The organism is Rhizobium sp. SRDI969 (assembly GCF_025152725.1).
GTDB lineage: Bacteria > Pseudomonadota > Alphaproteobacteria > Rhizobiales > Rhizobiaceae > Rhizobium > Rhizobium leguminosarum_I.
Genome location: NZ_CP104035.1, coordinates 2,043,195 through 2,066,109 on the forward strand (window position 1 = coordinate 2,043,195; position 22,915 = coordinate 2,066,109).

The 22,915-nt window shown below is 62.6% G+C and carries 21 protein-coding genes, 1 tRNA gene and 2 pseudogenes; 9 read left to right on the forward strand and 15 right to left on the reverse strand.

Annotation, left to right across the window (positions count from 1 at the left end; genetic code table 11):
* Positions 1-64: 64 nt before the first annotated feature.
* Positions 65-387, reverse strand: a pseudogene (locus N2A41_RS10300) (GYD domain-containing protein); the annotation flags it as partial.
* 267 nt (positions 388-654) lie between these two features.
* Between N2A41_RS10300 and N2A41_RS10305 the strand changes: the two are divergent.
* Positions 655-744: transfer RNA gene (locus tag N2A41_RS10305), tRNA-Ser, on the forward strand.
* Between the two features lie 507 nt (positions 745-1,251).
* On the opposite strand, the gene N2A41_RS10310 is transcribed toward N2A41_RS10305, so the two are convergent.
* Positions 1,252-1,566, reverse strand: coding sequence for a hypothetical protein (locus tag N2A41_RS10310; protein ID WP_017964360.1), 315 nt, complete (start codon positions 1,564-1,566; stop codon positions 1,252-1,254).
* A 335-nt stretch (positions 1,567-1,901) separates the two neighbouring features.
* Complete coding sequence (locus tag N2A41_RS10315; RefSeq protein ID WP_260110864.1) at positions 1,902-2,555, reverse strand: hydrolase; 654 nt, start codon at positions 2,553-2,555, stop codon at positions 1,902-1,904.
* A gap of 153 nt (positions 2,556-2,708) precedes the next feature.
* On the opposite strand from N2A41_RS10315, the gene N2A41_RS10320 reads away from it, so the two are divergent.
* Positions 2,709-3,605 (forward strand): LysR family transcriptional regulator, encoded by an 897-nt coding sequence (locus N2A41_RS10320; protein WP_260110865.1) that lies wholly within the window; start codon positions 2,709-2,711, stop codon positions 3,603-3,605.
* Positions 3,606-4,080: 475 nt separating this feature from the next.
* Here N2A41_RS10320 and N2A41_RS10325 read toward each other — a convergent pair.
* Positions 4,081-5,223, reverse strand: a pseudogene (locus N2A41_RS10325) (hypothetical protein).
* A 67-nt stretch (positions 5,224-5,290) separates the two neighbouring features.
* Positions 5,291-5,698, reverse strand: a complete 408-nt coding sequence (locus N2A41_RS10330) for a DUF3024 domain-containing protein (RefSeq protein ID WP_017964365.1) — start codon at positions 5,696-5,698, stop codon at positions 5,291-5,293.
* Between the two features lie 161 nt (positions 5,699-5,859).
* Between N2A41_RS10330 and N2A41_RS10335 the strand changes: the two genes are divergently transcribed.
* Positions 5,860-6,180 carry a hypothetical protein gene (locus N2A41_RS10335; protein ID WP_260110866.1) on the forward strand — a complete coding sequence of 107 codons (321 nt, stop codon included), beginning with the start codon at positions 5,860-5,862 and terminating at the stop codon, positions 6,178-6,180.
* 120 nt (positions 6,181-6,300) lie between these two features.
* Here N2A41_RS10335 and N2A41_RS10340 read toward each other — a convergent pair whose 3' ends face one another.
* The 3 genes from N2A41_RS10340 to N2A41_RS10350 all read right to left on the reverse strand — a co-directional run bounded on the left by N2A41_RS10340 (position 6,301) and on the right by N2A41_RS10350 (position 8,778).
* Positions 6,301-7,128, reverse strand: coding sequence for a transglutaminase-like domain-containing protein (locus tag N2A41_RS10340; RefSeq protein WP_260110867.1), 828 nt, complete (start codon positions 7,126-7,128; stop codon positions 6,301-6,303).
* Between the two features lie 98 nt (positions 7,129-7,226).
* Entirely contained in the window at positions 7,227-8,108 is an 882-nt protein-coding gene (locus N2A41_RS10345) for a transglutaminase family protein (RefSeq protein WP_026154157.1), read from the reverse strand.
* A 514-nt stretch (positions 8,109-8,622) separates the two neighbouring features.
* Positions 8,623-8,778: a hypothetical protein gene (locus tag N2A41_RS10350; protein ID WP_017964370.1), complete on the reverse strand. Its 156-nt coding sequence runs from the start codon at positions 8,776-8,778 to the stop codon at positions 8,623-8,625.
* Positions 8,779-9,657: 879 nt separating this feature from the next.
* On the opposite strand from N2A41_RS10350, the gene N2A41_RS10355 reads away from it, so the two are divergent.
* Positions 9,658-9,912: a GlsB/YeaQ/YmgE family stress response membrane protein gene (locus tag N2A41_RS10355; RefSeq protein ID WP_162117140.1), complete on the forward strand. Its 255-nt coding sequence runs from the start codon at positions 9,658-9,660 to the stop codon at positions 9,910-9,912.
* A gap of 100 nt (positions 9,913-10,012) precedes the next feature.
* Here the strand turns inward: N2A41_RS10355 and N2A41_RS10360 are convergent, their stop codons facing one another.
* Positions 10,013-10,294: a hypothetical protein gene (locus N2A41_RS10360; protein WP_026154158.1), complete on the reverse strand. Its 282-nt coding sequence runs from the start codon at positions 10,292-10,294 to the stop codon at positions 10,013-10,015.
* A 219-nt stretch (positions 10,295-10,513) separates the two neighbouring features.
* Between N2A41_RS10360 and N2A41_RS10365 the strand changes: the two genes are divergently transcribed.
* Genes N2A41_RS10365 through N2A41_RS10385 form a run of 5 tightly spaced genes read left to right on the forward strand, consistent with a single transcriptional unit; the run spans position 10,514 to position 15,972 of the window.
* Positions 10,514-12,406: a peptidylprolyl isomerase gene (locus tag N2A41_RS10365; protein ID WP_260110868.1), complete on the forward strand. Its 1,893-nt coding sequence runs from the start codon at positions 10,514-10,516 to the stop codon at positions 12,404-12,406.
* A gap of 8 nt (positions 12,407-12,414) precedes the next feature.
* Positions 12,415-13,431, forward strand: coding sequence for an anthranilate phosphoribosyltransferase (gene trpD, locus N2A41_RS10370; protein ID WP_017964376.1), 1,017 nt, complete (start codon positions 12,415-12,417; stop codon positions 13,429-13,431).
* Positions 13,432-13,440: 9 nt separating this feature from the next.
* Positions 13,441-14,253, forward strand: a complete 813-nt coding sequence (trpC, locus tag N2A41_RS10375) for an indole-3-glycerol phosphate synthase TrpC (protein WP_222385048.1) — start codon at positions 13,441-13,443, stop codon at positions 14,251-14,253.
* Position 14,254: 1 nt separating this feature from the next.
* Positions 14,255-14,752: a cyclic pyranopterin monophosphate synthase MoaC gene (moaC, locus tag N2A41_RS10380; RefSeq protein WP_260110869.1), complete on the forward strand. Its 498-nt coding sequence runs from the start codon at positions 14,255-14,257 to the stop codon at positions 14,750-14,752.
* Positions 14,749-15,972 carry a molybdopterin molybdotransferase MoeA gene (locus tag N2A41_RS10385; protein ID WP_260110870.1) on the forward strand — a complete coding sequence of 408 codons (1,224 nt, stop codon included), beginning with the start codon at positions 14,749-14,751 and terminating at the stop codon, positions 15,970-15,972. Before moaC ends, N2A41_RS10385 begins: the two co-directional genes overlap by 4 nt.
* Here the strand turns inward: N2A41_RS10385 and N2A41_RS10390 are convergent.
* From N2A41_RS10390 to N2A41_RS10415, 6 genes are all read right to left on the reverse strand, one after another.
* Positions 15,941-16,645, reverse strand: a complete 705-nt coding sequence (locus N2A41_RS10390) for a class I SAM-dependent methyltransferase (RefSeq protein WP_260110871.1) — start codon at positions 16,643-16,645, stop codon at positions 15,941-15,943. The genes N2A41_RS10385 and N2A41_RS10390 overlap by 32 nt on opposite strands.
* 25 nt (positions 16,646-16,670) lie before the next feature.
* Positions 16,671-17,105, reverse strand: a complete 435-nt coding sequence (locus N2A41_RS10395; RefSeq protein ID WP_260110872.1) for a GNAT family N-acetyltransferase — start codon at positions 17,103-17,105, stop codon at positions 16,671-16,673.
* A 65-nt stretch (positions 17,106-17,170) separates the two neighbouring features.
* Positions 17,171-19,141 (reverse strand): DEAD/DEAH box helicase, encoded by a 1,971-nt coding sequence (locus N2A41_RS10400; protein ID WP_260110873.1) that lies wholly within the window; start codon positions 19,139-19,141, stop codon positions 17,171-17,173.
* 99 nt (positions 19,142-19,240) lie between these two features.
* Positions 19,241-21,097: a CHASE2 domain-containing protein gene (locus N2A41_RS10405; RefSeq protein WP_260110874.1), complete on the reverse strand. Its 1,857-nt coding sequence runs from the start codon at positions 21,095-21,097 to the stop codon at positions 19,241-19,243.
* 5 nt (positions 21,098-21,102) lie between these two features.
* Positions 21,103-21,621: a FecR domain-containing protein gene (locus tag N2A41_RS10410; protein WP_260110875.1), complete on the reverse strand. Its 519-nt coding sequence runs from the start codon at positions 21,619-21,621 to the stop codon at positions 21,103-21,105.
* 135 nt (positions 21,622-21,756) lie between these two features.
* On the reverse strand, positions 21,757-22,902 hold the full coding sequence (locus N2A41_RS10415) for a citrate synthase (RefSeq protein ID WP_260110876.1): 1,146 nt from the start codon (positions 22,900-22,902) through the stop codon (positions 21,757-21,759).
* Positions 22,903-22,915 lie beyond the last annotated feature (13 nt).

A 22,915-nucleotide genomic window follows, 5' to 3' on the forward strand; every position in this document is an offset into this window, starting at 1 on the left:
GCCGGGAATGAGACACGCGAAACGTTATCTTCAACATGGATGGAAACGGTGGGCGCACCACCTTTGCTGCAGGTGGACGATATCGAATCGTCTTCGCCTTTTCCAAGGCTTCGATCGTATCCTCGACGCTGAGGAGGACGGTGGTCTCCATAGAACTGAGCCGCCTCCTGCGCCGATCGCAAGTGCGACGGCCGCCATCGATACGTTATCAGGCGCCTCTCACAGATTCCAACCATCGTGCTCGCCGAAGGCGTACCAGAACCCATGCAGCTTTCCGCCGACGGATTCGATGTAACTACGCGCCGCCTCTCGGCGATCCTCAGGGTTTTCGATCATTCGCGCCCAGGTTTCGGGCGTGTAGCTGAAGCGTGTGAGATACATGGCCATGGCTTGTTTCCTCCGCCGGAACGATACAGTTAACGCTCAAGCCTTGGAGAACGCGATTCATTTCCAATATGCGGAATAGGCCTGCCTCGGCTCACGCTCGAATTTGTTCGCACGTCGCGCCAGGGATGCCGGCAAATGCTGCAGAGCAAGTTGACGCTGCTTTCAAAGCTGCTAGAAAGCCAGCCATCGAATGATTGGGTAGCAAATCGGCAGCAACGGCCGGTTCACAGACATCAACAGAATGTGTCTCGACCTTTTCAATCAGATGGAAGAGTGTCCGAGTGGTTTAAGGAACCGGTCTTGAAAACCGGCGTGCGGGAAACCGTACCGTGGGTTCGAATCCCACCTCTTCCGCCACATCACATTGAGTTTGTTGAGTAATTTCCGATTTCTGCCCGGAAACTACAGCTTATCATAACGGCAGGTTCCATCTCAGTGGCATCGCGGTGATGTGGTAGGGCTTCCGTTTTGCTGTCGCCCCGATGATCGACTGGACGGATCGGCATTGAAGCTGGAGCCCTCAGAGCGCGTGTCGTACTCCTCGTCGTCCCGTGGTTATTGCGCCTCCCTCATCTAGCCCTAATTCAGCACCCCCTAATCCTTGCGAAAATTCACGAGGCGCATAAATTCAATCTATCAGATGGCTTTTGCTGGTGACCACGGATGTACTGGCACCGTGCTGACGCAATCAGAGAAGGGTCGGCGCGAGCATTCGCCCGGCCCTTCTTTTATGCAAGACCGTTCTGTGGCTACTGTCGATAATGCCCATCCCTGCCCGACGCCCGTTCATCTCATGGCAGCGGAACTCGTGAAGGCCGAAGGCGCGCTGTGGGGCGCCAACGTTGGTGTCCGTGGCACTGCCGACTAAAAATCGAAGTACACGGTCACACCTGACCGACGACGATAGGGGTAATCGTCGCGATAGCCGTAATAGTCGCGGCTGCCGTAATACCGCGGACGATAGCACGAGCCGTAATACCGGCAGTCGCGGTAAGCGTATCGCTGTTTCTTCCAGTGGCCATACGCATGTCCATTATCGTGGCGACGGTGTTTGATCTGCTCGACGTCGGGGGTATGTATATGTACTGCGTTCGGCACGACGATCGGCGCGGCGCTTAGCGGCAGGGCGAAAGATGCAGCCAATACCGTGGCTGCAAGTGAGGCAAAAAGCATCTTCATCGGCGCATCCTTTCTGGCTGCGATTCTGGGTTAATCCGCATTAACCTGCGATGAACATCTGCGCGCTCCAGAATAACCGCCGGCGCCGCTGGTATGGTTGCGGGTGGTCATTCCTTCAGGATTCATAAGCCCGACACCTTCGAATGCGTTCGCAAGTTCTGCTCCAAACACAAGAGGGGCTGGAAGGGACTGCAAAGCCCTAGTTCTTGAGTCGATCATGCCCGCCGCGAGAATCCAGGGACGGACGGCCTTCCGATTGAGAGGGGATGAAGAGGCTCGATAAGCAATCAGCCTTCGCAACGCGTCGCTCGAAAATCTCTGCATCCCCGCTTAGATCAGCCTGCGTTGCCAGGCACAGGCGTGTTGAGCAGCTGCTGCTCCCACAGGTACGCGATACCGCTGCCAGCGGCATGCTGCTTGAGCACCTCCGTCAACTCTGCGGCGTGCTCGGTCCGGGCCCAGTCGCGCTGCCATTCGGACGCCAACGCCAGCCAGGTCATCATGTTCGCGCCGGCCGCGGTCATGCGCTGGATGGCGACCTCATGGGCTTCGACCGAAGTCCCTCCCGATGCGTCAGCGATAACAGTCACATCCCAGCCTTCGCCGAGCGCCTGGATCACCGGCATTGCGACGCAGACCTCGGTCCACAGGCCGGCGATGATCAGCTGCTTGCGGCCGGTCGCCTTGACTGCGTCCACGACCTTCCGATCCTCCCAGGTATTGATGAACGTCCGGTCGATCACCTCCCGGCCGGGGAACACATCGGTGATTTGCGGAGAGATCAGACCGCCCCGATCGGCGATCACGCTCGTCAGGATGGTGGGGACATCGAAGGCCTTGGCGGCCTTCGCCAGGGCGGTCGAGTTGTTGACCACTGCGTGCGGATCGTGGCTGTTTAGGTTCGCGAGCTGGTATGGCTGGTGGTCGATCAGAACGAGTACCGAATCTTCGGGGCGAAGAAGCGAAGCAAGGCCATTACGAAAGGTCATTATTACATCCTTTGCTGCCGCCCACGAGCGGCATTGGTTTTGCGGGAGACATGCGCCGGGGGCGGCGTTGCCTGGAAGCAGTATTGCCGTTCCTATTCGAGATGCGGTAGCACCCTCCTATGGCAAGCTGTGTCGCGGAAAGGGGAACGCTATATGGACATCGAAGAACTGCAGACCTTCGTCGAAGTGGCTGATGCCGGGGGTGTTTCGCCAGCTGCGCTCCGGCTCGGCGTCTCCAAGTCAATCGTCAGTCGGCGGCTCTTCCGGCTTGAAGCGGAACTTGGTGTCCAGCTTCTTGCACGGACCACCCGGGGCGCCGCTCTCACGGAAGCAGGGGCCACGTTCCGAGATTATGCCGCGAGAGTCTGCGCCGAGATCGACGTGGCCAGGGAAACGATCCTACCCGCCGGTGACCTTCGCGGCCGCTTGCGAGTTGCCGTGCCACTTTCCTTCGGCCAGAGTCACTTCGCGCCTATCCTCGCGGAAATGGCGCGCCGCCACCCCCAGCTCCACATCCACACGTGCTACAGTGATCGCTTCGTCGATCTCATCACAGAGGGTTATGATTGTGCGATACGCGTTGGATATCTTCAGGACTCCAACTTGATCGCAAGACGCGTCGGACCGATCTATGGGAAGCTCGTCGCGAGCCCGGACTACATCAAGGCGCATGGGTCTCCCGAAGCGCCGGAGGAACTCGTCGTTCATGAGGCCCTCATGCAGGGTACCGAAGCCTGGCAACTTATGGATGGCGACAAGATCATCACGGTTCGTCCGCAGGGGCGATTTAAGGCCGACAACGGCCCTGCTCTAGTCGCTGCCGCGGCAGCAGGACTAGGGATCGCTTACCTGCCTGATTGCCTTACCCATGAATTTATAGCCTCCGGCGCGCTTGTGCCGGTCATGACGCATTATCCACCACCCCCGGCGGCTGCATATGTCATCCGCCCGCCAGGTCAGCATCCCGCACGGAAGATACGGGTCCTCACCGAATTGCTGATTGAGTATTGCGAACCCGCTCCGCACCTCACGCCTGCTCCTTTCCGTTGACAACGAGATGATATACAGGCTGAAGCAGGACGCGACCGCCATTAACTTAAGAATGGGGTCGGGCGGCAGATTGACGTCACGTCGCTGCCACGAGATCACGTGGCCGTCCTCTCGTCGGCGTCGCGAAGACGTCCCGGTGCCGTTCCTGGCGGGGATGAAGTCTGGTGTTATCCTTGCGGGAAACAGCGCGCGTCCTCAGCGCCGTCACTCAGATAGGCAGATAAGCAGGACGCGACCGACCTCAGTCGATGATTCGCCGGGCAGCCCTCACGAGAAGTACGCGTAGATCAGGACGCCAATAGAACCCCAGAAGATAAGCGGCGTCAGTATCATCCCCGCAACGATTATTTTAGTCATAGCAAAAACTCCGAACACCTCCGCACATGGCGCAGGAAGCTATCGCATTAACCGAGAGTCGCTATGGGCATGAAGTCCGGGATGGATTGGACCTTGGTCTGAGCTGCGCTCGCGCGGGCTAGCCGAAAGCGTTCAGCCGCTCGATGAAGCGCCCCTTCTGAGCGTGGCGTTCACGGATCGAATGTAGGCGGCGGGTGAAATCGGCAGTGCCGCCATTTTGTTCGGCGATCGTCTTCAGGTCGGCGAGCAGGCTGGCGGCGTTGTCATAGCCGGAGGCGTTGCGGCGCTCGATCTCGGTCTCAATCTCGCGCCAGACTGCATCGCCCCGTTGGATGATCGCGTTGAGCCGCGCGCGGCGGGCGCGGGCCTCTTCTGCCTCCCGCTTTTTTCGTTCCGCCGCCAGCCGCTCCTTTTCCTTGCGCTCGCGGATATGGCGAATCTCGCCGGCATGGGCTCGCAGTTCCGCGACCGTGGGCGGGGCGGCGTCCGGTTTGGCTGCGGAGGCCGCGGCGAAGAAGCTGCGGGCGCTTTTCTGCAACTCGCTTGCCACATACGGATCGCCCTCGATCAGACGGACGAGCATCATCGTCTTCTCTTTGTCGGGCAAGGCGGCGACAAAGCTTTGGACGGCATCCGATGCCTTGGAGCCGGCCAATGTCGTCTCGGCCGCGCGTTCGGCGGCCGCGGCAACGAGGTCGGCATCGAGACCGAAGAATTGCGCGAAGGCTTCAAGCGCATCGGTCATCGGGCCTAGCCCCGGCAGTGGCGCCACCTCCTCCGGCCCGAGCGTCCCCGCCTGAACAGCCATCAGCCACAAGAGATAGAAAAGCCTGAGATCACCGCTCAGCACCGCCGCGCGCAATGGCGCCAGCGCCGTGAGCCAGCCCGGCCCCTCTTCCCAATCAGCGTCGGATTCCACTTCCTCGCATATTATGTCGAGGATCAGGTTTTCGCCTGAGGTCGTGAGATCGGCGCCATCGACCGCGCTGAGAAATCCGTCGAGGCGTTGCTGGTCGACAAGCCGCTTTGGCTAGCGGATCATCAGGCGCCTCGTACCCCAATTGGCGAGATAGAGGTGCAAGTCGAACCAGCGCTCCTTGAGGTTGGCCGGGTCACCCTTGAGGTCGCCCCATTCGTAGGAATTGGTGAAGCTCGTGGAGGTGATCCGCGCCCGGGTCGATAGCTCCCGCAGAGAGTGGCGATCCGCGCCGCTGAGGGGGCGGTCGATCGTTTGGAATTCGTAATATTGATATTCGCTCATGGCCGTGGTGGTCGAGATTTCATCGTGGACGAAGGCGGTTGCAGTCTGCGGCGCCGTTCTGTCTTGATCAGACCGGATGCAGCACGCCGTCAGTTTCGAGGATTCGCAGAGCCTCGGCAAGCGTTACGCCGGAATGAAGCCGCCACCATTTGCCTGTGTGCCGCATCCAATAGATATCGAACCGATCGGGTCCCATGCGGTCGATGCGGGCGAAGGGAGCATCGAACTCCTCGCCGCGATTGTTCTCAAAGCCGGATCTGTAGCGCTGCATGAACCGATACCGATTTCCCGCCCACGAGCCTCTGATATCGACGACGTAGTTCCATTCGGTTGGCCGGATCTCAGGCAGGAAACGCGGCTTCAGAACAGCTCGAATGAAGGCCTCGCAGGCCGCGATAATCGCCTGCTTCTCAAGATTGTCGGCCGGAGCCGGCTTCTCGCTCCGTGTCCTGATCCATTGTCTCTTGCCCGCCATATCCTCGGCCCATTTTCATTGCTACCGAACTTTACCCTGCGAATTAGGATGGATAATAGAATAACAAACCACTGAAAAAGCGAGCAGCGACGATGAAATTAGGCTGGCAACCACGGAAATGGCTCGAGAAAAAGAGCAAGCGCGGTAACCGCGGTTACCCCATGGGCACGATCGCCTTTTATGGGCCCGACAACCGCCGCGCCAGCAAGGCCGCCGTCAGCATCATGCCGGCGCTGCATGCGGATCCCCTCGATCTGCGCCAATGGTTTGCCGAAACCGGCGATCTCAGGATGGACGAGACCGTTATCACCGAGATCGCGGCATTCCTGCGCGAGAATGAGGTGAAATCGGTGGTGATGGCGGAAGGAATCATCGGGTGCCCCCACGAGGAGGGAATCGACTATCCGGTCGGCGAGCCCTGCCCGGAATGCTCATATTGGAAGGGGCGAAACCGCTGGACCGGCAAGCTCGAGTCCAATTGACTTCCGGGCATCTGGTGCTCGCATGTTCATACCGGGCGCCGATCATGCGCCTTCAGAATTGGTTCGGCGGCCCGCCTGCTTGAAGAAGGCATAGAATTTCCCTCGCCCGCGATCCCGCGATCAGTCGGCCTTCACCGCCTCCTGCGGTACTTCCTCGGTGATCACCTCGAAACGGGAGAGGGTTGCCGGGCCGAAGGCCGTCGACATGGCGACGTCGGTGGCGTCGCGGCCGGTCGCCATCAGGATCCGGCCGATCCGCGGCGTGTTGTGGCGGGCATCGACCGTATGCCAGTGACCGCCGAGAAACACCTCGAACCATGCGCTGAAATCCATCGGATTGGGATCGATCGGGACGCCGATATCGCCGAGATAGCCCGTGCAATATCGGGCCGGGATATTCATGCATCGGCAAAGCGCGATGGCGAGATGGGCAAAGTCGCGGCAGACGCCCGCCTTGTCGGTGAAGCCGCCATGCGCGGTCCTGAGGACGTCGGCCTTCAGGTAATCGAAGGTGATATGGTCATGGACGAAATCGCAGATCGCCTGGACGCGAGCCCAGCCAAGCGCCGTTGACGAGAACCTGGCCCACGCGAAATCCGCAAGCCTGTCGGTGTCGCAATAGCGGCTGCCGAGCAGGAAGACCAGCACATCGTCGGGCAGGTCATTGATTGCGTGCTGGACAGCATCGTCGGGAACGATGTCGGGTTGGCCGCTGTCGTAGATCTCGAATTCCGTAGAGATCGTTGTCAGTCCCGGCGGGGCGACGATCCGGCTGCAGGCATTGCCGAACACATCGGTATAGCTCCAGGCCTCGATCGGCCGGTCGAATGTCAGGATCTGGTCGCTGAGAAGATCGGCACGACGGGAGGGGTGAATATTTAGGACGAGCAGCATCGGCGTTGGCTGCATGCATTCGTAGCCCAGATGAAACCCTGCGCGTATCTTCATTGTGGCTTCCTTGTCGCGTCTCTACTTTGGTAGAGGTGAGCAGGGAACGCTGATCGCGCGGCCCCGGTTCCCGCAAGCCCGGGACCGTCACCGCATGGCTAGCCATATGGCCTTGTGGTGACGTTCACCTGCACCGTCATGCTGTCGAAATCCTTCCCATGCCCGTCATAACTGCCGCTCAACGGGACTGCCTGGCGCGGATCGCGGGCAACGGCGACACGAATGAGATCGCGGTTGCCGACGATCCCGTTGGTCGGATCGAACTCCGTCCAGCCGGCGCCTGGAAGATAAATCTGGCACCATGCATGCGTGGAGCCGCCGCCGAGCACGGTGGAGCCGTCCCGGTCGGGAACATAAACATAGCCCGTGACGAACCGTGCCGCGAGGCCGAGGACGCGTGCGGCCTCCATCATCAGAAGCGCGAAATCCCGGCAGGTGCCGGAACGAAGCCGCAAGGTCTGGACCGGCGTCTGCGTCCCATGTTCCTGGCGCCGCGCATAGACGAAGCTTTCCCGAATGGCGTAACAGAGCGTCATCAGCAGATGCCCGGTCTCGGTTGGACGCCCAAGGCGCACGAACTGGCGCGCCCAGCGTCCGACCTCGTCGTTCGGATCTGGATAATGGCGCTGCATCGCCGGCGTCAGATCGGCAATCTCATCCTTGTCGTATGAGAATGGATAGGTCAGCGCCTCGTCGTCCACCTTAAGATCCAGCGCGACCTGGGGCGTATGATCAAGCGTGATCCAGGTTTCGAAACGAAGCTCGGACGCCGGCCTCGAAATATCGACGAGCGCCACGCAATTGCCGAAAACATCGTGGATCCAGCGCACATGACTTTCCTCAGGATAGATCGTCAACGACGCTTCGATCAGCCGCTGGTCGAAACTGTCGCGCGGTCGGAACATCAAGCGATGCTCGCCGAAACCGACCTCCCTGACGTAACGATAGGACGTGATGTGGCGGACGGTGAAAATCGTCATGAGCCGCCGTCCGGTAATCTGTTCACTTTGCTGCTCCAAGGCGGCGATGCCGCCTCTCCCTTGCGGAGGCGCCCTGCCCGCTTCTCCGCTCATCCCGATTTCTTGTCATATAAGCACATCCGAAAGATTGCTATTGTATCTTCACCGATCGGCGGCGGGACCGTCCAACCTTAAGAGGGCACCATGCATATCTTCTGGGACGTCCTGACACTTCTGCTGACAATCGGCTCGCTCTATGGCGGTCGCGAATACCGGATTATCCGCGCCCGTGCCCGCGCCCAAAACTGGGGCAACTTCTGATCCGATCCAATATCATTGATTCGGTCCTGGCATCTCTGATTCGATTCCGAATCATGGTCGCATCGGATCGTTGCCGGTCGCAGTTACGTCGAATGACGTAAAGCCACACGATTAAGGAAGTGCTTTATTAGTGGAGGCGGAGTCTATCCGTCCATTCTCCCTGTTATCCTAAGCCCGCCTCACCCCAGGCGGGCTTTTTATTCCGTCGCCTGCATCACTTCTTGGCGCCGGCGGAAAGCACCCGATGTGTCGCGTCGTCCATTGCGTGGCTTGCTTCCTGTCCATCCTTCTTCAGCCCGTATGCGGTATTGCCGCAGCCCGAAAGTGTCAGCAGGCAGATGCAGGCGATGGCGATTGCAGCTTTTGACATCAAGTGTTTTCCCCGGATTGGATGGCGTTTCAGAGCATGATGCCAAAGTGTCAACCGTTTCGGACGACATCATGCTCTAACTCTTAATTAGAACGGGATTTTAGGCTGCTGGCCTAAAATCATCGTGTTCTAAGGAAGATGACGCATTCTTCGGCAAAATCAATCCGCAGATAACAGGCGCGAACTGGCGGCATGGACCCCGCGACGCCGCGGGCGTTAATGGGAGCTATCCAAGCCGGGGTTAACGACATGGATTATCAGATTGCCTTCGCCGCAACGGTCGCAACGGCATCTTTCCTCTTCTTCATGCTGATCGTTCACCGAATCTGATTGCCCGCCGGCCGCGTGTGATCACCGGAACAGCGCCGGCCGTTTCCGGCCCGCTTGCCTGCGATCCACAGAGATTGCATCTTCGGGTGCAACTGTTTCTGTAGTCAATGTCGACGAGCCGTCGCAGACCGGAAGGCCTGGAGCGCAAAGATCGCAGATGATCGTCAGCTGACACGGCAAGGCTGCAGAAGAAACGTTTCGTCACCCGAAAGTATTACAACAACCGTGAATGTATTGAATACTAATTAATTGCCGGCCTTAACTATCCGTTAACAATATTGTTGCGCTCAGTCAGCCTCCGCTTATGCTTTACGCAAAACGGGAGAGGAAAGATGTTTAGCAAAAGTTTGATTATGCCGTTCAGCTTCGCAATGCTGGCCATTGCCGGCCTACTGTTCCAGATTGCCGCCCACGCGCTGCACTCTCCGGTCACCCTGCTGCCGTGAGTCACATAAGTTGCTGAGCCTGCAAGCGATCTCAGTAACTGGGAGTGGAACTTCCTGTCGTTTCGTGCATTCTGTGACTCGTTTTGCCAGGAGGGAGATAACCATGGAAAACGCAGGCGTGGGTTGGATTGCAGCCATCATCATCGGTGGCATCGCCGGATGGCTGGCGGAAAAGGTCATGAGCAGCAGCATGGGCTTGCTCATGAACATATTGCTCGGCATCGTCGGCGCCATCGTCGCCAACTGGGTCCTGGGCCTGTTGCACATCCAGCCGCTTGCCGGTTGGCTGGGCTATCTGATCACCGGTTTCGTCGGTGCTTGCATCCTGATCGCGATCGGGCGCGTCATCCGCCGTTGAACCGGTCGCGATAGCTGGCCTCTGTGGCTTTTGCTGTCCTCGGAAATATTGAAAGCCGGGCGTTCATGACGTCCGGCTTTTATTCATCCTGAATTCCCGTTCAGCGGCGGCTGAGCATGCCGAACACGTAGGCAATGCCTGCCGTCACCGCGAGTGCCATGAGCGGTTCTTCGCGCACCTTATCGCGCAGCCGTTCCGTCATCAGCGAAGCCTCGTCGGTCACGGCCGACTTCGCCCCCTGTCCCAGCGCCACCACGCTTTCCGTCAGGCGTGAAAGATCGTTGCGAAGGGCTGCGACCTGCGCCGAGAGATCGTCGGCTGCTATGTCAGCCTTGACGCGCGCGGCGGTGGATTCGGCGGAAGCGGTTTTCAATTCTGCCATGGTCTGCTCCTGTTTCATGGGATGCCGCTTCAACGAAATGGCGGCCCGAAAGGTTCCGTCGGAGCCGATCTTTTGTTCGCCGCAACGCCGCCGCGGCGGAGCGGCCACCTTGTGCAGCTTTTCGCGCGACAAACCCTTCATTTCCTGTCGGGTTTGTTTTAAGGAACGTCGAATGTCCGCCCGTGCGCGGGTCAATGATACTGCGAGGTTTGCGTTTCTATGTTCCACATCCTGAGAAGAGCCGCTCAGACCTGGGTCGCCAAGCTGCTGATGCTTCTGCTGGTCGCGTCCTTCGGCATCTGGGGCGTCTCCCGGTCGCTGATCACGGGCAGCAACAGCACCACGGTCGTGACCGTCGGCGATCAGCATGTGGACGTCAACGAATTCCACCTCGCCTATCAGCGCCAGGTGGCAAGCGTCAGCCAGCAGTTCGGCACCCGCCTCACCCCCGAGCAGGCCCGCGCCTTCGGCATCGAGCAGCAGGTGCTCGCCCAGCTCGTCGCCGGCGCCTCGCTCGACCAACTCGCCGAAGACATGAACCTCGGCCTGTCGCAGGATCGCCTCGCCCAGCTGATTGCCGACGATCCGGCTTTCAAGGCCGTCAACGGCCAGTTCGACCGCGAACTCTTCGTCTCGCGTCTTCGCAATGCCGGCATCCGCCAGGACGATTACATCAAGGAGCGTAGCAAGGTCGCAGTCCGTAGCCAGGTCGTCGATGCCATCTCCAACGGCTTCACGGCGCCGAAGACGCTGGTCGACGCGCTGAAGCTCTATGGCGATGAAAGCCGCAGTATCGATTACCTGCTGCTCACCAACGCCAATATCGAGCCGATCAAGGCGCCCGCCGACGACGTACTGGCGACGTGGTTCGAGGGTGTCAAGCAGCGCTACCGTGCGCCGGAATACCGCAAGCTCGTCTACCTCAAGCTGCAGCCCGCCGATATCGCCGATGCGGCGACCGTCACCGACGACCAGATCCACGAAGCCTTCGATAAGAGCAAGGATACCTATCGCACACCGGAAAGCCGCACCATCGAACAGCTGACCTTCGCCAGCAAGGATCTCGCCGCCGCCGCCGAAACCGCACTGAAGAGCGGCACCAGCTTCGACCAACTGGTCTCCGACCAGGGCAAGACGGCAAGCGACGTGCTGCTCGGCGAATTCACCAAAGACAAGGTTCCCGACCAGGCCGTTGCCGATGCCGCCTTTGCGGTTTCGCGCGACGGCGGTACGACGCCTGTCGTCGACGGCTCCTTCGGACCCGTCATCCTGCGCGTCACCAACATCAAGCCTGAAACGACGAAGAATTTCGACGAGGTGAAGGAAGATATCCGCAAGCAGTTGGCGCTCTCCAACGCCTCTCAGGAAGTGATCAACGTTCACGATCGCATCGAGGATCTGCGCGCGGGCGGTTCCACGCTCGAGGATATTGCCGGCCAGCTGAAGCTCACCGCAGTGGCCGTCGACGCCGTCGATATGACCGGCGCCGACAAGGACGGCAAGGAGGTCAAGGATCTCCCCGCCAAGCAGCAACTGCTCGGCGAAGCCTTCAAGACCGAGGTCGGCGTCGATGCGCCGCCGCTTTCGATCGGCAATGACGGCTATGTCTGGTTCAATGTCCGCGAAATCACGCCGGATCGCGAGCGCCCGGTGGCCGAGGTGCGCGAAAAAGCCATCGAGGACTGGACGGCGGAGCAGCAGAAGGCCGAACTCGCCAAAAAGGCCGCTGAATTGAAGGCCGAGGCGCAAAAGGGCAAGACACTTGCAGATATCGCTACGCCGCTCGGTATTGCCGTCGAAAGCAAGAGTGGCATCACCCGCTCCACCGATGATGCGGTCCTCGGCCGCGCCGGCGTCACCGCCACCTTTTCCGGCCCGGTCGATACGGTCGCAAGTGCCGTCGGCGCCGATCCCTCGACGCAGATCCTGCTGAAGGTCACCGAGGTCAACACCCAGCCGACCGGCGATGTACTGAACAACCGCGATGCCCAGATCACCGCCATGGCCAATTCCGCCGGCGACGATATTCTCGATCAGATGGTCAACCTGCTGCAGACGCAGTACGGGGCACAGATCAACCAGACGCTCGCCGAAAAGGCGACGGTCCGCTAGGAGGCTTTATGACCGATCTGAAGCCGTTCCTGGCCAAGGCCGCAAGCCGCGAGCCGCTGACGCGTGACGAGGCCCGTGCCGCCTTCGACATCCTGATGTCGGGCCAGGCGACCCCCTCGCAGATCGGCGGCTTCCTGATGGCGCTGCGTGTGCGCGGCGAAACGGTCGATGAGATCGTCGGCGCGGTGACCGCGATGCGCTCGAAGATGCTGACCGTCGAGGCGCCGGCCGATGCGATCGACATCGTCGGCACCGGCGGCGATGCCAGCGGCACCTATAACATCTCGACGCTGGCAGCGCTGATCGTCGCCGGCGCCGGTGTTCCCGTCGCCAAACACGGCAACCGGGCGCTGAGTTCGAAATCGGGCGCGGCCGACAATCTGGCGGCACTCGGCGTCAAGCTCGATGTCGGTCCCGAGATCATCTCCCGTTGTATCGCCGAAGCCGGCGTCGGCTTCATGTTCGCGCAGCTGCATCATTCCGCCATGCGCCATGTCGGCCCCTCGCGGGTGGAGCTTGGCACGCGGACGATCTTCAATCTGCTCGGGCCGCTCTCCAGTCCGGCCGGCGTGCGCCGCCAGCTGCTCGGCGTGTTCTCGCCGCAATGGCTGGTGCCGCTTGCCGAAGTCATGCGCGATCTCGGCTCCGAATGCGTCTGGGTGGTCCATGGCGACGGCCTCGATGAGATCACCACGACCGGCATTACAAAAGTCGCGGCACTCGAAGACGGCAAGATCCGCACCTTCGAACTCTCGCCCGCCGATTTCGGCGTCAGCCCTTGCGTGCTCGCCGACATCAAGGGCGGTGATGGTGTCGCCAACGCCGCAGCCCTTCGCGAGGTGCTTGGCGGCGCCAAGAATGCCTATCGCGATATATCGCTCGCCAATGCCGCCGCCTCGCTCGTCATCGCGGGTAAGGTCGAAACGATCCGCGACGGCATGACGCTGGCCACGCAGTCGCTGGATAGCGGTGCGACCGCGCTCGCCCTCGACAAACTCATCGCCGTTTCCAACGATATCGACTAGGATTGCCGGATGACCGATATCCTGAAGAAGATCGAACTCTACAAGCGCGAGGAGATCGCCGCTGCCAAGGCGACAGTGTCGCTTGCCGATCTCAAGGCGATGCAAGCCGGCCAGTCCGCGCCGCGCGGCTTCCACAAGGCGCTCATTGCCAAGCGTGATGCCGGCGGCTTCGGCCTGATCGCCGAGATCAAGAAGGCGAGCCCCTCGAAGGGTCTCATTCGCCCGGACTTCGATCCGCCGTCGCTGGCGAGCGCCTATGAGGCCGGCGGTGCCGCCTGCCTTTCGGTGCTCACCGACACGCCGAGCTTTCAGGGGGCGCCGGAATTTCTGACAGCCGCCCGTGCTGCCTGCGCGCTGCCGGCGCTGCGCAAGGATTTCATGTTCGAAACCTATCAGGTGCACGAGGCCCGCGCCTGGGGCGCAGACTGCATCCTGCTGATCATGGCCTCGCTGTCCGACGATGAAGCCGAACGCCTGCAAGACGAAGCCCTCGGCCTCGGCATGGACGTGCTGGTCGAGGTCCACGACGCCGAGGAGATGGAGCGGGCACTGAAACTTTCTTCGCCGCTCATCGGCATCAACAACCGCAATCTGCGCACTTTCGAGGTCAGCCTGACGGTCAGCGAGGCGCTTGCGCCCATGGTGCCTGACGACCGGCTGCTGGTCGGCGAAAGCGGCATCTTCACCCACGCCGATTGCAAGCGCTTGCAGGCCGTCGACATCAATACCTTCCTCGTCGGCGAGAGCCTGATGCGCAAGGACGACGTCGCCGCTGCCACCCGCGCGCTGCTCTTTGGCGAAGCCGCTATCGCGGCCGAATGATATGAGCGGCCAAAAGCCAAAGCTAACTCATATCGGGGCCTCGGGCGAGGCGCATATGGTCGATGTCTCCGAGAAGGCCGAGACGGTGCGCATCGCCACTGCCGAGGGACATGTGAAGATGGCGGCGGAAACGCTCGCTCTCATCCCCCAAGGCGATGCCAGGAAGGGCGATGTCATCGGCACGGCGCGCCTTGCCGGCATCATGGCGGCAAAACGCACCGCCGATCTCATCCCGCTCTGCCATCCGCTGATGCTGACGAAGGTCACGGTCGAGATCGAGGAAGATACCACCCTGCCCGGTCTGCGCGTTACGGCGACCGCCAAGCTGACCGGCAAGACCGGTGTGGAGATGGAGGCGCTGACCGCCGTCTCGGTCGCTTGTCTGACGATCTACGACATGGCCAAGGCGGTCGACAAGACAATGGAGATCGGCGGCATCAGACTTCTTGAAAAGTCCGGCGGAAAATCCGGCGATTTCCGTCATCCGGAGGCAAGATGAACCTTCTCCCGGTTGCCGAGGCCCTGAACCGCTTGCTCTCCAGCGCGAAGCCCATTGCTGCGTCCGAGACGCTGCCGCTTGCCGATGCTGAGGGCCGCGTCCTGGCCGTCGATCTGACGGCCGGCCTGACCCAGCCGCCCTTCAATGCTTCCGCCATGGATGGCTATGCGCTGCGCCGCGAAGACGCGCCGGAGCCGGGCGCCGAGCTGAAGGTCATCGGCATGTCTTCCGCCGGCCATGGCTTCGAGGGAAACGTCAGCCAGGGTGAAGCCGTCCGCATCTTCACCGGCGCGCCTGTTCCGACGGGCGCCGATAGCGTTTTGCTGCAGGAGGATGCCGAGAAGATCGAAGGCGGCATCAGAACCAATTTCCCTGTGCGGCAGGGCCAGCATGTGCGTCCCCGCGGCCAGGATTTCGCCGAAGGCGAAGCCGTGCTGTCGGCCGGCACCGTGCTTGATTTCTCGCGGCTGACGGTCGCCGCCGGCATGAACCGGCCTCACGTCGAGGTGCTGCGGCGCCCGCTGGTCGCCATCCTTGCAACCGGCGACGAGCTGCTGCCGCCTGGAAGCACGCCCGGCCCTTCGCAGATCATCGCATCCAATACGTTTGGTATTGCAGCCCTTGCCCGCAAAGCCGGCGCCGATGTACTCGATCTCGGCATCGTGCCTGACGACAAGACCAAGATCACCGCAGCGATCGACATGGCGCGGGGCGCCAAGGTCGATGTGATCGTCACGCTCGGCGGCGCTTCGGTCGGCGACCATGATCTGGTGCAGGCGACGCTGATCGAGGCCGGCATGCAGCTTGATTTCTGGCGCATCGCCATGCGCCCCGGCAAACCGCTTATGGTCGGCAGCTTCGGCGAGACGCATGTGCTCGGCCTGCCCGGCAATCCGGTCTCGAGCCTCGTCTGTTCGCTGCTCTTCCTGGAGCCGCTGATCCGCAAGCTCGCCTCCCTGCCGCCGGTGCGGCGCGAGGCAACGGTGGAGGCGGCTGTCACGCTGCGCGCCAACGACCACCGGCAGGACTATATCAGGGCGAAGCTCTCGAAATCCGCCGCCGGCCATTGGCTCGCCGAACCCTTCGGCAAGCAGGATTCCTCGATGATGAAGGTCTTCGCCGCAGCCGATTGCCTCGTCATCCGCCCGCCGCATGCGCCGGAATTGCCAGCCGGAGCGCCCTGCCCGGTCATGCTGTTGCGGCCCGACCTCCGGGCATAATCTCGCCTTCAGCTTTGCCGGAGAGGGCAAAGACGCCCGCCGGCACGGCACGACCGCCAGTGCCCCCGCCGAAATCCGCAACCGCATGGGTGGCAATTCGGCTGAGTTCGCCCTGCGGCAGGTAGGCACGCTCGGGATCGCCGATCAGCACCTCGATACCGGCGGCCTGGCAACGCCGCAGGAAGCCCATCACCCGCAAGGCTAGCGCTGGATCGTAAAACAGGTCACCGACCACGAGAAGGTCAGTCGCTGGTGGCTGACCCTCGATGATATCGGCGGCGACGGTCGCGATATCCACGCCGTTGATCGCCGCGTTGAGACCGATCGCGGCAATGGCATTGGCATCGATGTCGATAGCGGTCACCGTGGCTGCGCCGGCCTTGGCCACGGCAATGGCTACGAGCCCGGAGCCGGCGCCGAGATCGAGCACCCGGCGGCCGCGCACAATTTCCGGCCGGTCGAGCAGATGGCGGGCAAGCACCGCGCCGCCGGCCCAGGGATAGGCCCAGTAAGGCGGCGGATCGGCCTCTCCACGACCGGCAAGCCGCCAGAGCCCGCTCGCAGGTCCTGCCGTATGGAGCCGGATCTCGGGGATGGATGGAACGGGTGATATCGGCAGGTTGGCCTGAATGAAGGCGGCGGGATCGGGTTGCGGCGTGCCCGGGCGTTTCATGGTTGTCTGCTCCTGCCGACGAAGCTCAGTAGTTCTTCATGGCAAGATGCGGCATGCCACCGTCAAGAAATTCCGCGCCATAGGCAACGAAGCCGAAACGCTCGTAAAGCGGCAGCTTGTCGGCCTGCGCTGTGAGATAGAAGCGGTTGTCGCGGGCGCCGCGATGCAGTTCCATCGCTCGCCCGATCATTGCGGCGGCAATGCCCTGGCCGCGCCGTTGACCGGCAACCGCAACCCGGCCGATCTTCACATGTTCCTCGGCGTAGATGGCTCGCAGCGTGCCGGAGACCTCGCCCGCCGTGACGGCGACGAGATGATGGGCGCGGAGATCGTCGGCATCAAATTCCTCGGCTTCGGGAACCTTCTGCTCATGCACGAAAACGGCGCGCCGCAGCCGGAAGGCCTCATTGCAGAGCGCACTGAAAACCGGAACGCTGAGAATCGCCGTTTCCACCGTCATCCTTGCCTCCCTTAGGGACACGACCCAAAGCCCTCCGCCGGACCAGCGAAGGGCTTCCGGCAAAATCAGCCGGGCTTCTTCTTTGAAAACTTATTCTTCGGTGCGCTGCCGCCCTTGCCCTCATATTTGGGGCCTTCGGATCTGGAGCCTTCGAATTTCGGCTTGTCGTATTTCGGCTTGTCGGACTTCGGGCCATCGAAGGCGGGCTTGCCCGGCTTCTTGCTCCAGGGCTTGCTATCCCGTCTTTCCCCGCCGCTATTGTCGGCGGCAGCATATCCGCCGCCCGGACCCTTGCCGAACTTGTTCTTCGGCCGCTCGCCGCGGAACGAATCGTCCGGCCGCTCGTCGCGGGATGGCTTGCCGGCATAGGGTTTTGACGCAGGCGCCCGGTTGAAATCCGGCGTGCCGGGAAGCCTGGTCACGCGGATGCCGCGTTCGAGCGCCTTGTTCGGTCCGATCGCCGCCAGGAAGCTTTCGGCACTCGCCGCGGCGATCTCCACATAGGTTTCCTCGGGCTGCATCTTGATCGCGCCGATTTCGCGCTTCGTCACATTGCCGTTGCGGCAGAGCATCGGGATCAGCCAGCGCGGTTCGGCATTCTGCTTGCGCCCGACCGAGACGGAGAACCAGACACTGGCGCCGAAATCTTCGCGCGGTCCCTTCTGCGCCGGCTCGTAGGGCTCGGCATTGTCGCGGCGCTTGCGGCTGCGCTCGTCCTGTACGGTAACCTCGATGAGGTCCTCCGGCGCCGAATGATTGGTGCGGTAAAGACGTAAGAAAGCGGCGGCGAGCTTTTCGGCGCCGTGGCTGGCGAGAAGCTGCTGTACCAGCCCCTGCTCTTCCTCCTGCGGCGTTTCGTTGAAGATCGGATCGGCAAGCAGCCGCTCGTCGTCGCGCTCGCTCACTTCCTCGGCCGAAGGCGGTCGCGCCCAGGCAGCCGAAATACCGGCATTCTCGAGCAGGCGCTCTGCCTTGCGCCGTGCATTCAGCGGCACGATCATGGCGCTGATGCCCTTGCGTCCGGCCCGGCCGGTGCGGCCGCTCCGGTGCAGCAGCGTGTCCGGATTGGTCGGCAGGTCGGCATGGATGACGAGATCGAGTCCCGGCAGGTCGATGCCGCGGGCGGCAACGTCGGTCGCGATGCAGACACGGGCGCGCCCGTCGCGCATCGCCTGCAGCGCGTGGGTGCGCTCGTTCTGAGTCAGCTCGCCGGACAGTGCCACCACGGCGAAATTGCGATTGTTGAAGCGCGCCGTCAGATGGTTGACGGCAGCACGCGTCGAGCAGAACACGATGGCATTAGTCGCCTCATAATAGCGCAGCACGTTGATGATCGCATTCTCGCGGTCGCTCGGGGCGACCATTAGCGCGCGATATTCAATGTCGATATGCTGCTTTTCCCCGGCCGCGGTGCTGATGCGCACGGCATTGCGCTGGTAGCTCTTGGCAAGCTTCGCGATGGCCGCCGGCACCGTCGCCGAAAACATCAGCGTCCGGCGTTCGTCCGGCGCGGCATCGAGAATGAATTCGAGATCCTCGCGGAAGCCGAGATCGAGCATCTCGTCGGCCTCGTCGAGCACGGCAGCCTTCAGTTCCGACATGTCGAGCGCCCTGCGGCGAATATGGTCGCAGAGCCGGCCAGGCGTGCCGACGACAATATGGGCGCCGCGTTCGAGCGTGCGGCGCTCGCTGCGGATGTCCATGCCGCCGACGCAGCTGGCGATCACGGCGCCGGTCATCTCAAAGAGCCACTCGAGTTCGCGCTTCACCTGCAGGGCAAGTTCGCGCGTCGGGGCGATGACGAGGGCGAGCGGAGCTCCGGCATTGCCGAAGCGCTCCCTGCCTTCGAGCAGCGTCGGCGCCAGCGCCAGGCCGAAGGCGACGGTCTTGCCGGAGCCGGTCTGGGCCGAGACCAGCGCGTCGGAAGCGGCGAGCGCCGGATCGAGCATCGCCTTCTGCACCGGGGTAAGTTCGGCGTAACCGCGCTTCTGCAACGCCTTGGCGATCGCCGGAACGACGCCGTTGAATTCTGTCATGAGTTCGATCTTTCGGAGCTGTCAGGCGCGTTGCTGCGCCATGGCCGGAGCCAGCCGGCGGGGTATTTGCGCCGTTCCTAGCCCCTCCCGCGGCGATTGTCAAAGTGTGCGGCTGCGCCACAGCCAGGCGTCGATGCTGCTTGCCCGGCCACGCAACGCCGTTTCCAACGGTCCCTCCATGCGGCCGGACTGCGTGAGCACGCTATAGGGACCGGCGGCGCGGACGATTTCGGCGCTCAGCGCCAGTTCGACGCCATGGCGGGCGGCGACCTCCATCAGCCGGCTGCCGACATTGATGGTGTCGCCCGCCGCCGTGATCTGCTGCCGGTCGCCGGTGCCCAATCGCGATGCGACGATCGGGCCGCAATGGGCGCCGACCTTGAAGCCAATCTTCTTCGGGGCAAAGCCAGCATGCGCCTGAAGCCAGGCTCGTGTGCGCTCGCAGAGGCTGACCGCGCAGGCAGCGGCGCGTGCGGCGTCGTCATCGGCAGGCTCCGGCAGGCCGAACAGGATCATCGCCCCGTCGCCCATGAAGCTGGTGATGGCGCCGCCATGGGCCCGCGCCTCCTCGTCAACCAGTTCGAAGAAGCCGCTCAGCATCTCGCTCACCGCTACTGGCCCGACATTTTCGCTGAGGCCGGTGAAACCCGAGAGATCGATGAAGATGACGGCGGCGTTCTGGCGCACAGGCGCGGCGAGGAAATTCGGATCGCGCGCCAACCACTCGCCGAGGCCGGGTGCCTCGATGCGCTGCAGCAGCGCGCTCTGCTCGGCAAAATGGCGGGCGCGGCCGCGGTCGAGCCAGAGCTCGGCCGCCCCGAAGATCAGCGCCGGCGGCAGCGCTGCGGCGATCGGCAGCGCCGCACTCAGCCAGTAGCCATGTGCATAGGCCGACAGATCGAGCATCGCCCAGAGGACCAGCGTCAGCACGATGATGAGATAGCCTGCCGCACTCCGGCGCCAGGCGACCAGCGACACGAGCACGATCGGCAGTCCGACGGCGGTGGCGGTATCGATCAGCCGCATCCTGTGGTCACGCACCATGCCATCGCCGGTGACGAGATGGGTGATCGCCGTCGACATTACCTCGACGCCGGGCATGACGGGATCGAACGGCGTCGGGTAGACGTCGCCGCCGCCGGTGACAGTCGAACCGATGACGACGATCCGGCCTGCCACCGCATCCGCCGAAAGCTTGCCGTCCAGCGCATCGGCGGCGCTGAAGGTGGCGATGCTGCCGTGCCCGCCATAGAAGGTCACCGGCAGACGCTGGCCGATATCGGTGGGAATACGCAGCTTTCCGAGCATGATGGCGTCATGTTCGATCCTGGGATCAACGCCGAGCGCCACCGATGCGGCACGCAGCGGAAAAGCCGGATCCAGCCGGTCTGCGGCACGCGAGATCAGCGGAATGAAGCGCGGTGTGCCGGTCTGGTCGGTTGCGACATTGACGATCCCGACCGCGGCAGCCTCGGCAAAGCGGGGAAGCGGCAATAGCAGCTGGTTTGCCTCCGGGATCGCGGCAAGCGGATCCTCGGCCACATCGGTGACCCGCTGGCTGCTTTGCGCAAAAGTGGCCGCGGCTGCAATCACGCTCGGCCCCTGGCGAAGGGCTAATGTCAGCGCCGCATCACCCGCCTCCGGACCCGGATCGACCAGCAGAATATCGATCGCCAGGACCTTCGGCTTCAACGCGGTGATCGCGTCGGCGAGGCGCGCGAGTGTCGCCCGATCGAGCGGATAGCCGTGCGCCCCAGCGGTGCGGTCGTCGATCGCGACGATCGAGACGACGGGAGGCGGTGTCTTCGCACCGACAATGGCGCTGCGGATATCGGCAAGCGAGGCCTCCATCCGGTCGAGAAGGCCGCTTCCGGCATCGAGATTGGTATAGCCGAGCGCAGCTCCCCAAAGACCGGCGAGCAGCAGCGCGATCACGGTCAGCGGGCGATGGTTCATGGGATTTATTGGCCGAGCCGGGCAAGAAGGGCGGCGGCGCGCGGCGCTGGCCAGCGACGCACGACGAGAGGTTCGGTCCCGCCGCTGACGTCGACGCCCTCGCCGGGCGACAGCACCACTGCCTCGCCGGCCGGCCGGCGGACCGCGACGCTGCCCCTGACGACCAGCACAGAGGTCTTGCCGCCTGCGACATCAACAGCCCATTGTGTGCCGCGCACGGCGGCGATCGCCTGCGGCGTCACGACCTGGAAACCACCGGCGTGCTGGGTGTTATCGACATCGACGAGGATGGCCTTGCGGCGCAGCGATGCCGAATCGGGGCTGCCGTCACGGTTGCGGTCGACGAGGCTGTAGGCAGCGCCCGCCTCTGCCGTCACCGTGACGCCGCCTGGACAACTCAGCACCTGGCGGGCGCCGGCATCACGCGAAACCGTGCAGCCGGCAGACTGCGCAAGGGCTGACCCATGCGGAATAAGGCCGACAGCGAGTATGGCGGCAAGTGTGCTGCGAAACGTCATATTCATGGAAAGTCCCCTTGACCGTGCGGACGGCTCTTGTCGAAAGCGTCCGCCAACCGTCTTCTTCCATGTGAAGCATGATAGCCGAATTCGGATATTTCCCTAGGCAAAAAAGCTAACCAGCGCAATCGGAGGCGGAATTCAAGTTTTGGTGGCCGTTTCAGGCGCCGGTCCTGCATAACGCGCCCGCGGCCGGATCAATTCGCCGCTGTCGATCTGCTCCATCGCATGCGCCAGCCAACCCGCGGAGCGGGCAAGCGAAAAGATGATAATCGGCGCCTCCCTCGGGAGATCGAAGGCGGCGACCATTGCGGCAAGCGCAAAATCGACGTTGACCTTCTCGCCGACCATCTCCTCGCCCACTTCCCGGATCTCGGCAAATTGCGGCGGCAGGGGGAAGTGCGACAGCAGCGCCAAGGCCCTGACATCGCCATCGGGATAGAGCGGATGGCCGAAGGCCGAAAGGCGATTGCCTTGGGCAAGCGTACGGCGGATCGCCTGCTCCGCCCCAAGGGTGGAAGCGGTCTCTATCAAGGCGTCGACGCCTTGCCAGGCGGCACCATGCAGCGGCCCTGTCAGCGTCGCCAGACCGGACAGCACGGCGGCCGAAAGGGCCGCCCCCGCCGATGCCGTGACCCGCGCCGCAAAGGTCGAGGCGTTGAGTTCGTGATCGGCAAGCAGCACCAGCGCGCGGCGCAGACAATCGGCGGCATCCGGCCGCTGCCAGCTTGTCGCAAGCCTGAGATGCAGCAGCTGCTCGAAAGGCCCCGGCGCCAGTGCATCGGCGATGGTGCGGAGAACGCCGCTTGCTTCGCGGCGAAGTGCTGCCTGCGAGCGGCCGAGCGATGGCAGATCCGATGTCACCCGCCCTGCCAGCGCCTGGAATGCCGCCTGAAGCGACGGAGAGGCATGGCGGGTCTCGTTGCCACCAGAGGCTGTTTCCGCGCCGTTCCAGAGCAGTGTCGCCGTCTGCTCGAGCGTCGCGGCTTCCGCGAAACCGGCTGCATCCTTTCCGCGATAGAAAAGCCGTCCGCCGATGATGGTGGAGATTGCCGACGACAGAACCGGATCGCCCCAGCGGATCGCCTCGGCGGCGACCGTTTCGGTCTTGCGGCGGCCGGCATGGCGTTCGGCAAGCCGCTGTACGTCGGCAGCCTGGTAGAGGCTGCGGCGCGGGTCGGCGGGATCGGGCTTGGCGCGGATGCGTCCGCGGCTGACATTGGCATACAGCGTCTGCGGCTTGGTCTTCAGCGCCTGCAGCGCCTCCTCGGCGGTCAGCCACGACATCGGAACCTCACAT